The following is an 11420-nucleotide window of genomic DNA, read 5'->3' on the forward strand; positions in this document are numbered from 1 at the left end:
TCGCGCTGACGAACTGTGGTCGTTCGAGCTGGCCGGTAGCATAGCGCGATCGGTCAACCACGTATGGTCACACAGGGGAATGTGGTTTTGATGCGTATTGTCGGAATCATCCAGGCTCGGATGGGCTCCACGCGGCTGCCCGGAAAGGTGCTGCGCGACCTCGGCGGACGTTCGGTCCTGGGGTGGGTGGTGCGCGCCGCGCGCGAGTCGCGGGCGCTCGACGACCTCGTGGTGGCCACGACGACGCAGGCCGCCGACGACGCGGTGGCGGCCGAGTGCGACCGGCTCGGCGTGGCCTGCCACCGGGGGCCCGTCGACGACGTGCTGACCCGGTTCATGGACGCGCTGGCCGGGCGGGAGGCCGAAACGGAAGCGGGGGCGGTGATGCGCTTCACGGCCGACTGCCCGCTGCTCGACCCCGTCGTGATCAGGGAGGCGGCGCTCGTCTTCCGCGCGGTCCCGGGCCTTGACTACCTCAGCACGAGCCTGGCCAGGACGCTGCCGCGCGGGCTCGACGTGGAGATCGTCGGCAGGGCGGCCCTGGAGCGCGCCGACGCCGAGGCCACCGGTTTCCACCGCGCCCATGTCACCTCCTACGTCTACGCGCACCCGGGCGAGTCGCGGCTGCTCGGCCTCGCCTACCAGCCCGCGGCCGACGACCTGCGGGTCACGCTCGACACCGACGACGACTGGCGGCTCATCGCCCGCGTGGTCGAGGAGCTGGGCGACGCCTGCGTCCCCGTCCGCACGCTGGTGGGCTGGCTGCGGGCGCGGCCGGAGGTCTGCGAGCTCAACGCCCACGTACGCCAGAAGGAGCTGCAGGACGCATGAGCGGGCGGGTGGGCGTGCGCTGCGACGCCGCGGCGGGGAGTGGGGCCGGACATCTCGTGCGGTGCGTGGCGCTGGCCGAGGAGCTGTGCGCGCGGGGCGTCGAGGTGGTCTTCCTCGGCACGGTCTCCGGTTCGGAATGGGCGATGGATCAACTCAGGAGCCGGGGTCTGCCGCTGGTGACCGCCCCCGCGCCGCCCGACCGGCTGGCCGCGCTGGCCTGCGAGCTGCGGCTCGACGCCGTGGTGCTGGACTCGTACGAGCTGCCCGAGGGCACCGGCGCGGCGCTGAGGGCGGCGGGCTTCCCGGTGCTGGCGATCGTCGACGGCGACCCGCTGGGCCAGGAGGCCGACCTCTACCTCGACCAGAACCTCGGCGCCGAGGACCGGCCCTTCCCGCTGCCCCGCGACTCCTGGCGGCTGGCGGGCACCCGGTACGCGCTGCTGCGTGACAGCGTCCGGGGCCGGCGCAGGGTGCGGGAGGCCGGGCCGGTGCCGCGGGTGCTCTGCTTCTTCGGCGGCACCGACAGCGCGGGCGTGGCCCCCGCCTGGGCCGAGGCGCTGGCGTGCACGGGCGTGCCGTTCCAGGCCACGCTGGTCAGCCCGGAGCCGTTCGAGGCGGGGGAGGGCATCACCGTCATCCCGCCCACCGACCGCCTGCCCGAGCTGATGGCCGCCGCCGACCTCGTGGTCACCGCCGCGGGCTCGGCCATCTGGGAGCTGCTCCACCTCGGCGTGCCCACGGCGCTGAGCTGGGTGGCCGACAACCAGCTCGTCGGCTACCGGGCGCTGGTGGGCCGGGGGGTGGCCGCCGGGCTGGGCCGGGTGGCCGACGCCGAGGCGGTCGGCGTGCTCGCCCGGCTGCTCGCCGACCCCGCGCTGCGCGAGGAGCACGGCAGGCGGGGCGGCGGGCTGGTCGACGGCAAGGGCAGGGAACGCGTCGCCGACGCCTTCCTCGACCTGTGGATCAGATGAGGTCCCAGGTCAACGGCGTGCCGAGGGGCGCGTCGCGGGTGAACCTGCGGCCCATCACCTCGTCGGCGGCGTCGGGGTGCAGGCCGCCGGCCGGGCGGATCGACCGCACGTTCTCCCCGGTCACCGGCTCGCCCGCGCGTACGTCGCGGACCACGTGAAGCGATCGGCGGAAGCGCAGCCCCTCGCGCTCGGACTCGCGCGGCCCGAGCACCGGGCGGCCCAGCGACTGCCAGGCCCGCTCGCTCTCCTCCACCAGCGCCGCCAGCTCGGGCGGCTCCAGCGAGAAGGCGGCGTCCACGCCGCCGTCGGCCCGCGACAACGTCACGTGTTTCTCGATCAGGCAGGCGCCCAGCGCGACCGCCGCCAGCGCCGCCCCGATGCCGGGGGTGTGGTCGGAGACGCCGACCTCGGCGCCGGTGAGCGCGGCCAGCAGCGGCAGCGAGCGCAGGTTGCTCTCGGCCGGGGAGGCGGGGTAGGAGGCGGTGCAGGACAGCACGGCGAGCTGCGTGCAGCCCGCCTGGCGGGCCGCCGTGGCCGCGGCCTCGATCTCGCCCGCCGTGGCCATGCCGGTGGAGATGATCAGCGGCTTGCCGGTGGACGCGGCCAGCCTGATCAGCGGCAGGTCCACGATCTCCGACGAGGCGATCTTGTACGCGGGCGCGTCGAGCTTCTCCAGCAGCTCCACGGCGGTGGGGTCGAAGGGCGCGGAGAAGGCCGCGAGGCCGTGCTCACGGGCCCGCTCGAAGATCGGCTCGTGCCACTCCCAGGGGGTGTGGGCGCGTTCGTACAGGCGGTAGAGGCTCTCGCCGCCCCACAGCGCGTGCCCGTCGCCCACGCGGAAGGCGGGGCCGTCGGCGTCGACGGTGATCGTGTCGGGCCGGTAGGTCTGCAGCTTCAGCGCGTGCGCCCCGCCGGCCGCCGCCGCGTCGACGATGGCCAGGGCCCGCTCCAGGCTCCCGTTGTGGTTGCCGGACATCTCGGCGATCACGAACGGCGGCCGGTCGGCCCCGATCGTCCGCCCTCCGATGGACATCATCCTTGCTCCTCCTTGGTCAGCTGGACGGCGACGACCTCGCGCGGCACCCCGTCGACCGGTCTCCGGTAGGTCGCGACCTCGGTGAACCCGAAGCGCCTGTGCAGCCGCCGCACCGACTCGTTGTCGGCCAGCACCTCGCCGCGCAGGGTCGTCAGCCCGAGCGGGCCGAACGCGTGCTCGATGGCGGCCCGCTCCAGGCCCACCCACGCCCTCAGCACCGCGCCGGACCGTTCGAGGCCGTCGAGGTCGAGGTAGAAGCCCCAGGAGGCGCTGTCGCCGCCGAGGTCCGAGTACGTCACCACCCCGGCGCGGGCCCCGGCGTGGTCGTAGATCAGCACCTGCCTGGTCGCGTCCGCGCGGACGGCGGCCCACCAGCGGGCGTGCTCGTCGGCGGAGATCTCGTGGCCGGTGAAGCTGGTGGCGCGCACTCTCGGATGGTTGCGCCAGCGGCGCATCACGGGCAGATCATCGTCCCGGACGCATCTCAGCACCGTTCCCCCTACCATGCGTGCTCGACTCATTGCACAACGTAGCGGATTCCGGGTCGGGTAAAGAGCTCATCAGGGACGGGCATCGGGCGCGGAATCGGCGAGGCGGCCACGGCATGCTGCCCTCGACCGCCTTCCACGAAAGCCAAGGAGCGTCATGATCCCCCTGCTCAGTGTCATCGTCCCGGTCCACAATGTGGAGCCGTACCTGACGGAGTGCCTGAAATCGCTGGCCGCGCAGACCATGGAGGACTTCGAGGTCATCATGGTCGACGACGGCTCGGTCGACGGCAGCCGGCGGCTGGCCGACGACTTCGTGGCCCGCGACTCCCGCTTCACGCTGGTCGAGCAGCAGAACCTGGGGCCGGGGCCGGCGCGCAACGAGGGGATCGGCCGGGCCAGGGGCACCTATCTCGCCTTCGCCGACAGCGACGACGTCGTTCCGCCGCACGCGTACGAGGTGCTGATCGCCAAGCTCGGCGAGACCGGCTCCGACCTGGCCTGCGGCGCGGTCAGGCGCATGGTGGACGGCGTTCTGGAGGAGTCGATCCTGCACGAGCGGGTCTTCCGGCGGCCCGTGCTGTGCACCCACATCACCGACAAGAAGGTCCTGATCAGGGACCGTACGGTGTGGAACAAGGTCTACCGCGCCGACTTCTGGCGGCGGCACGGGCTGCGCTTCCCCGCCGGCATCTACGAGGACGTGCCGGTCGCCATGCAGGCCCACGTCCTGGCCACCAGCGTGGACATGGTGGACGACGTCGTCTACCACTGGCGCAGGCGCGACGAGGGGGAGACCTCGATCACGCAACGCCGCTCGCAACTGCCCAACCTGCACGAGCGCCTGACCGCCATCCGCTCGGTGCGCGCCTTCCTGGAGGACGGCGCGCCGGAGCTGCTGCCCGAGTTCGACGCGCTGGTGCTGGAGAAGGACATCGTCTTCCTGTTCCAGGCGCTGGAGGCGGCGCGGGAGGCGGGCCACGACCTGGTGCCGCTGCTGGGGCTGGCCGACGCCTGGCTGGACGAGCTGAGCCCCCGGGCCCTGGCCACCGCGCCCTCGCTGCGCCGCCTGGAGCTGCACCTGACCAGACGCGGCCTGATCGACCAGCTCCGCGCGGTACGCGACTTCCGCCGCAGCCGGCTGGACGGCACGCGGGTGCGCCCGCGCGGCTTCCGTACCGTCAACTGGTACGGCGACTACCCCTTCTTCCGGCAACGCCGGCGGCTCGGCATCCCCGACGACGTCTACGACGCCCGCGACGAGCTCAAGCTGATCGCCCGGGTGGACGACTGCGCCTGGACGGGCACCGAGTACCGGGTGCGCGGCGAGGTGTCCTTCCACCGGGTCGATCGCAAGGTCGGCAAGGTGAGCGTGTGGCTGAGCGACGGCCGCCGCAGAGTACCCCTGGAGGTCCGGCGTGCCGGCCGGTACGGCGTGAGCGTCGGCATCGACCCCAGGGTGCTCGAAGGCGGCGGCCCGACCTGGCGGCTCATGGTCAAGGCGGAGACCCGTGGCCTCGTGCTCAAGGGCTGGTTCCGCGACGGAGACGCGCACGGTGCGTGGCGGTTTTCCCTGCAAGGTTGGTCAAGAAGCGGCATGGACATGCCCCAGTAGTTCCAGACAGTAATCGTCAGACGGCGGACCGTAGCCATGCTGGGATCCATGAGGACCTATTCGCTGGATGACGTCTACGAGACACGCAAGCGGAGAGACTCCTGGTGGACCGTGTATTTCGTGGACCCGGTCGCCTGCCGGGTCGCCCTTCCCGTCGCCAACCGCACCCGGATCACGCCCAATGGGCTCACGGTTTTCTCGCTGGTCCTCGGCATGGTGTCAGCGGCCTGCTTCGCGCTGGACCAGCTCGTCGCCGGCGCCCTGATGTTCTACCTGAGCTTCACGATCGACTGCGTGGACGGCAAGATCGCCCGGCTCAAGGGCACGGGGACGCCCTTCGGGCTCTGGCTGGACTACGTGGGGGACCGGGTCAGGGTCGTCCTGTGCGCCGGGGGGCTGGCGTACGGGCAGTACGTCCTGACGGAGGATGTCCGGTACGTGGTGCTCGGCGCGGCGGTGGCCGTGCTCGACCTGTTCAGGTACGTCAACGCCCCGCAGATGAAGCGGGTGCGCGAGGCCGTCAGGGAGGAGCGGGGGGAGCCGGAGCTGCCCGGCGAGGACACCGTCCCCCTGGACCGGGCGCCCGCGGACCTCGACCTGCGCATGCTCGTCGAGCGCGGCACGCGCCCCGGTGGTCGCAGGCGCCGGCTGCCTTCCTTCTTCAGGCGCCTCAACAGGTTCCTGGCCAGGCACCGGGTGCGTTCGCACCTGATCAGCGGCATCGAGTTCCATGCGGCGGTCTTCGTGATCGCGCCGCTCGCCGGCGTGTGGGCGCTGATCCCGCTCGCGGCGGCCGCCGGAGTCCTGCTCCTGGCCAACGAGATCTTCCTTGTCTACCGGATGTGGCTCTTCACGCGCAGGCACAGCGTGCCCTCCCAGGAGAGCCGAGAGCACGTTCTCGTCTAAGTTTTCGGGGGTTAATACGAAATGTCCGACCGGCCAGTCTTCGTCATTGGATGCCCGCGGTCCGGCACCACGATGCTCCAGCTCATGCTCCACTCGCACCCGCGCATGGCGGTGCCGCCGGAGACGCGCTTCCTCGTTCCCGCTTATTACCGGCGCCGCACATGGGGCGACCTGCGGGTCCCCCAGCGGCGCAAGGCACTGGCGCAGTGGATCGCGACCGACCGCAGCACGAAGTTCCGCGAGCTCAAGATCGACAAGGACGAGTTCATCCGGCAGGCCGTGGAGGGGCCGGGCTCGCTCGGCTCGGTCATCGGCACGGCCTTCCGCATGTACGCCGACCGCTTCGACAAGGCCCGCTGGGGCGACAAGAGGCCCAGCTACGTCAAGCAGACCGACCTGCTGTTGCGCCTCTTCCCCGACGCCCAGTTCATCCACCTGATCAGGGACGGCCGCGACTGCGTGGCCTCGCTGAAGGAGATGCCCTGGTACACGCTGGACTCCTTCCACGCCATCTCCACCTGGGCCGAGGCCATCGACGCCGGTGAGCGGCTGCGCCGCACGCTGCCCGACGACACCTACTACGAGCTGCGCTACGAAGACCTCACCGACGACCCGATGACCGAGATGAAGAAGCTCTGCCACTTCCTGGAGGAGGACTTCGCGCCGTCGATGATCTCCCCCCGCGAGGCGGCCGTGCAGGCGGTCCCGCAGCACAAGGTCTGGCACAGCAACACCCACCGCGAGGTCACCCGCAGCCGCGTCGGAAGCTGGGCCAACCGCCTGGACGACTGGGAGATCGCGCTGTGCGAGCACGTGCTCGGCGAGCGGCTCCGGGCCAACGGCTACGAGCTGACCGACGCGCCCAGGCCGGCCAAGGAGCACGTGACGGCCTGCCAGAAGACCATGCAGAAGCGCAAGGCCAGCCGTTCGCGCAAGGCCATGCGCGACCGCTTCAACCGGCTGCGCGAGCCCAGCCCGGTCGGCGCGCTGCTCACCTCCACGCAGCAGACGCTGGCCGGCATCCCGCAGCAGCGTCCCGAGGTGACCGTCTAGCGCTCGATGTGCGCGAACAGGGACTCCCAGCGGTCCAGCACGTGGTCGAGGCGGAACGCCTCGGCCCGTGCCCGGGCGGCGGCCCCCAGCCGCCGCCGCTCCCGCGCCGACCCCATCAGCGCGGCCAGCTCGGCGGCGAACGCGTCCACGTCCCCCGGCGGCACCCGTACCGGGCCGGCCGAGCGGACGCCGCCCGACACGTCGAAGGCCACCGACGGCACACCGTGGGCGCACGCCTCCAGCAGCACCACCGGCAGGCCCTCGTGCTCGCTGGTCAGCGCCACCAGCGAGGCGTTCAGGTACTCCTCGCGCATGCGATGAGCGGGCACCAGGCCGCGGAAGACCACCCGGTCCGCGACGCCCTCCCCGGCCGCGTGCGCCCGTAGCCGCTCGCGTTCGGCGCCGTCGCCGATCAGGTGCAGCTCCCAGGGCGGCGGCGGCTCGGCGCGGGCGAACGCGCTGATCAGCCGGTCGAACCGCTTGACGCCCTCCAGCCGGCCCACGCCCAGCACCCGCGGCACGTCGAGCGCCGACGTCTCCTCGGGCCAGGCGCCCAGCGGGTTGGGCAGCGTCCAGGTGTTGGGCAGCAGCGCGTGCTCGGAGAAGGCCCAGGCGTCGTCCTCGCTGAGGAAGAGCGCCTGGTCGAGGTCGGGGTAGTGCTTCCTGATCGAGGCCAGGTGCCAGCAGTCGCGGGCGTGGCCGTACGAGCCGTGGTACTGCCCGATCGAGCGGAACCCGGCGGGCAGCAGCCCCGCCATCCTGGTCACCACCGACGGCGAGGTCAGCACCGCGTACCCGGGGCGGACGTCGCGCAGCAGCTCCTTCACCCTGCGGTCGGCCAGCCGCCGGGCCAGCGGGCCCTGCGTGCCGGGCGGGCCGCCGACCACGTGCTGCCGGTAACGCGGCCGGTCCACGTAGCGGAAGGGCGTGGCGGCCCGGTGCAGGCCGACGACGTGCACCTCGTGGCCGCGTCCGGCCAGGCCCTGGGCCAGGGTGTGGGTGACCTGCTGGATGCCGCCGAGCGTGTCGGCGTCCAGGCAGGCGAACACGACGGTCATCGTCTGCGCCCCTCGAAGAAGTCGTCCACGATGCGGGCGGAGGCGTCCCCGTGCTCGTCGGCGCACCACAGGGCGCGGAAGGCGGCGTACTTGGCGGCGAAGGCGGCGTGCACCTCGGGCAGGTTCCGCAGCACGTCCACCAGCTCCGCCGTGGTCGTCACGCACGGGCCGGGCGCGATGGCGGGCAGGTCGTGGTAGACGCCGCGTTCGGAGAGCCGGTAGTCGTCCCAGTCGTCGATGAGGAACACCATCGGCCTGCCGGTCACCGCGTAGTCGCACATCACGGACGAGTAGTCGGTCAGCAGCGCGTCCGAGGCCAGCATCAGGTCGTTGATCTCCGGATAGGACGCGGCCGGCCGGACGAAGTGCCTGAGCCGTTCGGGCGGGTCGTACTTCTCGACCGGATGCGTGCGCAGGACGACCACCCACTCGCCGGCCAGCTCCCTGGCCATGAGGTCCAGGTCGGCGCGTACCGAGCGGCCGCTCATCTTGTCCCGGTCGCGGTAGGTGGGCGCGTAGAGCAGGACCTTGCGCCCCGGCGGGATCTCCAGCCGGGCCCGCACGTCGCCGGCCGCCTCCGCCCGCACCAGCGCGTCGCAGCGCGGCGTGCCGCACCGGTAGACCTTGCCGTCGTAGCCGTTGGAGGGCAGGAACACCCGGGAGAACTCCGCGCTCGGCGAGACCAGCGCGTCCCAGCGGGCGACGGCGGCCCGCCACTGCTCGCGCGGCCGGTCGAAGTCGCCGCGCAGGTCGGGCGCGTCGAAGCCGATCGACTTGATGCCCTGTCCGTGCCAGGTCTGCAGGTAGCGGGTGCCGGGCGGCTTCGGGTAGTCCAGCGGGAAGCCGTGGCTGTCCACCCAGATCCCGGCGCGGGCCATCGTCCACAGGTAGCGCCAGCTTCCCCGGCGGACCAGCCGCGCGTCGGCGGGGAAGTTCTTGCGGCCCTTGGCGACCGACCAGACCGCCTCGATCGGCAGGCCGCGCCGCCGCACCTCCTCGTAGATGGCCCGGGGGCTGCCGTTGTAGCCCTTGCCGACGTCCGACTCGAACAGGGCGAGGTCGTCGCGCCGCGGCACCACCTTGATCAGCAGCTTGTACGCGCGCAGCTTGGCGCGCGGCGTGTTGAGCTTCAGCAGCAGCCGGCGGGCCCGCCGCAGCGCCGAGCGGACCCGCGAGTGCGTGCGCACGCACAGGTAGGCGGCATAGCCCTCGGCCTTCACCGTGCAGCCGGGCAGCTCGATCGGCTCCAGGTTGGGGTCGACGATCAGCCGGTCGGTGGTGACGTGGCCGTCGGAGCGGCGTCTGAAGCCGATGCGCGGGTCGCTCCTGCCACAGGGGGAGAAGACGACCTCGCTGACGTACCCGCCGTCGCCGGAGGGGACCGGCTGGATCGGCACGCGTTCCCCGCCCGCCTCCAGGAACGCCTCCCACTCGGGCGGCAGCACGCCGAACGGGTCGTAGGTGCGCACGATCATCCGCACCCGCTCGCCGTTCGTGGCCAGGCCGGTCACCTCGTGCCGCAGCCGGGAGTCGGTGTAGGGCAGCTCGGCCAGGCGCAGCGGGGTGATGTCCAGCCACGGCGCGGCCGTCGTGCCCCAGTACGTGCGCCCGTCCACCTGCACGGCCGCCCGCGGCGCGGCCCGGGGGCCGGTCAGCGAGCCGGCCGCCACGCGCAGGTCGTCGATCCTGTCGTCCAGGATGAGCCGGCAGCAGACCCGGTCCATCGGCTCGATCCGGTCGAACACCTCGCCGGGGATCTCCTCCAGGTACGGCCGTACGACCGAGGCGAACTCCTTCACCCACACCAGGTCGCGCGCGGGCAGCGGGTTGAGGTAGACCCGCAGGTCCTGCCGCAGGAACCGGTACTGCCGGTGCGGGACCAGGTCCTCGGCGCCGTAGCCGCGCAGGATGTCGTCGCTCAGCCGGGCCGCGATCACCCGCTGCCGTACGTTGTCCATCTCGTCGATGCTGAGCGAGATCGACTCGTTCGAGGACGCCCGGTGCCAGTGGTAGACCACCCACGGGACGATCGCGAACCGGCGGGCCACGGCGTACAGCTCGGTGGCGAAGACGTGGTCCTCGTAGTGGATGTCCTCGGGGAAGCGCAGCACGTGGTCGCGCAGCCAGGCGACGTTGTAGAGCTTGTTGGTGCTGAAGGAGTCGAGGAACAGCTCGGGCTCCGCGCGGATGCCCTCGACCACCCGCCGCCGGGCGAACAGCGACGGATAGTACGGGCGCAGCCGCCCGTCCCGCTCGAACAGGCGGGAGATCTGCCCCGACACGAAGTCGGCCCCGGTGCGCTCGATCTCGGTGAGCAGGCTCTTGCACGCGTGCCTGGGCAGCTCGTCGTCGCTGTCGAGGAACATGGCGTACGGCGCCCTGGCGGCGTCGATCCCGTCGTTGCGCGGGGCTCCGCAGCCGCCGCTGTTGCTCTCCCTGCGCAGGTAGCGCACCCGCGGGTCCTCGGCCATGAGCCGCGCGGCGACCTCGGGCGTGCCGTCCGTGCTCGCGTCGTCGGAGATGATCACTTCGAGGTCGCGCAACGTCTGTCGCAGCACGGACCGCACGGCCCTGGGCAGGCGAGCAGCGTCGTTGTACGAGATCACGACCACGCTGCAGTCCGGCATCCCGACGTCCCCCCAGTAATGACCTGCGGGAATGGCACTTCCCCGGGACGGCGTGAAGTGACCGGACTTTATGTGGTTTTTGCTGAAAATCAGCGTATAAGGCGACGAATCACCCAGATGAGGATCGTGAGCGCCACCAGGCCGCCCGCGATCGGCGCGATCCGTTTGAGCAGCGGCTGCCCGGCGATCTCCAGCAGGTCGAGCGCCTCCTCGTCAGGTGTGCGCGAGGTGCGCAGCGTGCCCGAAGGCCGCACGTCCGGCTCGGGGGCGGGCACCGGGCTCAGGTGCCGCTCCTCTTCCTCCACCTGCGACTCCACGGGCGCGACCGGCACCTGCGGCACGACCGGCTCCTGGGGGGCGACCGGCTCCACCACGGGCTCGGAGAGCAGCTGGGCGAGGTTGCCGGCGAACCGGTCGATCAGCTTGGCCCCGACCTCGGCCATGACCCCGCGCCCGAACTGCGCCGGCCGCCCGGTCACGTTGAACGTCGTCTCCACGGCCACCGACGTGCGCCCCTCGGCCGGCGTCAGGCGTGCCCTGACCGTGGCCGACGCCGTGCCGGAGCCCCTGGCCTCCTTGCCCGACGCCTGGATCGTGAGCGTGTGGGCGTCTTTGTCGACGTCCTCGAAACTGGCCGAGCCCCGGTAGGTGACGGTGATCGGGCCGACCTTGACCTTCAGCCGGCCGGTGAACTCGTCGCCCTCGAAGATGTCGAGCGTCGCCCCGGGCAGGCAGGGCGCGACCCGTTCGACGTCGAGCAGCACCGCCCATGCCTGCTCGATCGGAACCGGGACAGTGAACTCGTGCTCGAACCGCATCGCCATCGATCCGCTCC

Annotated in this window: 10 protein-coding genes; 5 read left to right on the plus strand and 5 right to left on the minus strand. The window is 72.0% G+C overall.

Translation table 11 applies throughout. The annotated features are described in order from the left end of the window. Window positions 1-90 precede the first annotated feature (90 nt). Together ACWCSU_RS00605 and ACWCSU_RS00610 are read left to right on the plus strand one after the other, a co-directional pair. Window positions 91-831 (plus strand): glycosyltransferase family protein, encoded by a 741-nt coding sequence (locus ACWCSU_RS00605; RefSeq protein ID WP_357705828.1) that lies wholly within the window; start codon window positions 91-93, stop codon window positions 829-831. After that, on the plus strand, window positions 828-1802 hold the full coding sequence (locus ACWCSU_RS00610) for a PseG/SpsG family protein (protein ID WP_357705827.1): 975 nt from the start codon (window positions 828-830) through the stop codon (window positions 1800-1802). Before ACWCSU_RS00605 ends, ACWCSU_RS00610 begins: the two co-directional genes overlap by 4 nt. Here ACWCSU_RS00610 and pseI read toward each other — a convergent pair. After that, on the minus strand, window positions 1795-2838 hold the full coding sequence (pseI, locus tag ACWCSU_RS00615) for a pseudaminic acid synthase (protein WP_357705825.1): 1044 nt from the start codon (window positions 2836-2838) through the stop codon (window positions 1795-1797). The genes ACWCSU_RS00610 and pseI overlap by 8 nt on opposite strands. After that, window positions 2835-3359 (minus strand): GNAT family N-acetyltransferase, encoded by a 525-nt coding sequence (locus ACWCSU_RS00620; protein WP_449932605.1) that lies wholly within the window; start codon window positions 3357-3359, stop codon window positions 2835-2837. Before ACWCSU_RS00620 ends, pseI begins: the two co-directional genes overlap by 4 nt. Before the next feature lie 124 nt (window positions 3360-3483). Between ACWCSU_RS00620 and ACWCSU_RS00625 the strand changes: the two genes are divergently transcribed. The 3 genes from ACWCSU_RS00625 to ACWCSU_RS00635 are packed head-to-tail and all read left to right on the plus strand — an operon-like array spanning window position 3484 to window position 6900. Beyond that, on the plus strand, window positions 3484-4941 hold the full coding sequence (locus ACWCSU_RS00625; RefSeq protein ID WP_449932607.1) for a glycosyltransferase family 2 protein: 1458 nt from the start codon (window positions 3484-3486) through the stop codon (window positions 4939-4941). Window positions 4942-4989: 48 nt separating this feature from the next. After that, complete coding sequence (locus ACWCSU_RS00630; RefSeq protein WP_357705822.1) at window positions 4990-5847, plus strand: CDP-alcohol phosphatidyltransferase family protein; 858 nt, start codon at window positions 4990-4992, stop codon at window positions 5845-5847. A gap of 21 nt (window positions 5848-5868) precedes the next feature. Further along, a complete protein-coding gene (locus ACWCSU_RS00635) occupies window positions 5869-6900 on the plus strand; it encodes a sulfotransferase family protein (protein ID WP_357705821.1) in 1032 nt (343 codons plus the stop codon). On the opposite strand, the gene ACWCSU_RS00640 is transcribed toward ACWCSU_RS00635, so the two are convergent. The 3 genes from ACWCSU_RS00640 to ACWCSU_RS00650 form a co-directional block, all read right to left on the minus strand. Beyond that, entirely contained in the window at window positions 6897-7958 is a 1062-nt protein-coding gene (locus tag ACWCSU_RS00640; RefSeq protein ID WP_449932610.1) for a glycosyltransferase, read from the minus strand. The genes ACWCSU_RS00635 and ACWCSU_RS00640 overlap by 4 nt on opposite strands. After that, on the minus strand, window positions 7955-10585 hold the full coding sequence (locus ACWCSU_RS00645; RefSeq protein WP_449932612.1) for a bifunctional glycosyltransferase/CDP-glycerol:glycerophosphate glycerophosphotransferase: 2631 nt from the start codon (window positions 10583-10585) through the stop codon (window positions 7955-7957). The genes ACWCSU_RS00640 and ACWCSU_RS00645 overlap by 4 nt, the downstream gene beginning before the upstream one ends. An 89-nt stretch (window positions 10586-10674) precedes the next feature. After that, complete coding sequence (locus ACWCSU_RS00650; RefSeq protein WP_357705817.1) at window positions 10675-11409, minus strand: SRPBCC family protein; 735 nt, start codon at window positions 11407-11409, stop codon at window positions 10675-10677. Window positions 11410-11420: the final 11 nt, after the last annotated feature.

The organism is Nonomuraea sp. NPDC001699, from assembly GCF_053596455.1.

Bases quoted from the DNA above. Each gene is read 5' to 3' on its own strand.
- ACWCSU_RS00605 (WP_357705828.1), top strand. From the start codon at position 91: ATGCGTATTGTCGGAATCATCCAGGCTCGGATGGGCTCCACGCGGCTG.
- ACWCSU_RS00610 (WP_357705827.1), top strand. From the start codon at position 828: ATGAGCGGGCGGGTGGGCGTGCGCTGCGACGCCGCGGCGGGGAGTGGG.
- pseI (WP_357705825.1), bottom strand. From the start codon at position 2,838: ATGATGTCCATCGGAGGGCGGACGATCGGGGCCGACCGGCCGCCGTTC.
- ACWCSU_RS00620 (WP_449932605.1), bottom strand. From the start codon at position 3,359: ATGAGTCGAGCACGCATGGTAGGGGGAACGGTGCTGAGATGCGTCCGG.
- ACWCSU_RS00625 (WP_449932607.1), top strand. From the start codon at position 3,484: ATGATCCCCCTGCTCAGTGTCATCGTCCCGGTCCACAATGTGGAGCCG.
- ACWCSU_RS00630 (WP_357705822.1), top strand. From the start codon at position 4,990: ATGAGGACCTATTCGCTGGATGACGTCTACGAGACACGCAAGCGGAGA.
- ACWCSU_RS00635 (WP_357705821.1), top strand. From the start codon at position 5,869: ATGTCCGACCGGCCAGTCTTCGTCATTGGATGCCCGCGGTCCGGCACC.
- ACWCSU_RS00640 (WP_449932610.1), bottom strand. From the start codon at position 7,958: ATGACCGTCGTGTTCGCCTGCCTGGACGCCGACACGCTCGGCGGCATC.
- ACWCSU_RS00645 (WP_449932612.1), bottom strand. From the start codon at position 10,585: ATGCCGGACTGCAGCGTGGTCGTGATCTCGTACAACGACGCTGCTCGC.
- ACWCSU_RS00650 (WP_357705817.1), bottom strand. From the start codon at position 11,409: ATGGCGATGCGGTTCGAGCACGAGTTCACTGTCCCGGTTCCGATCGAG.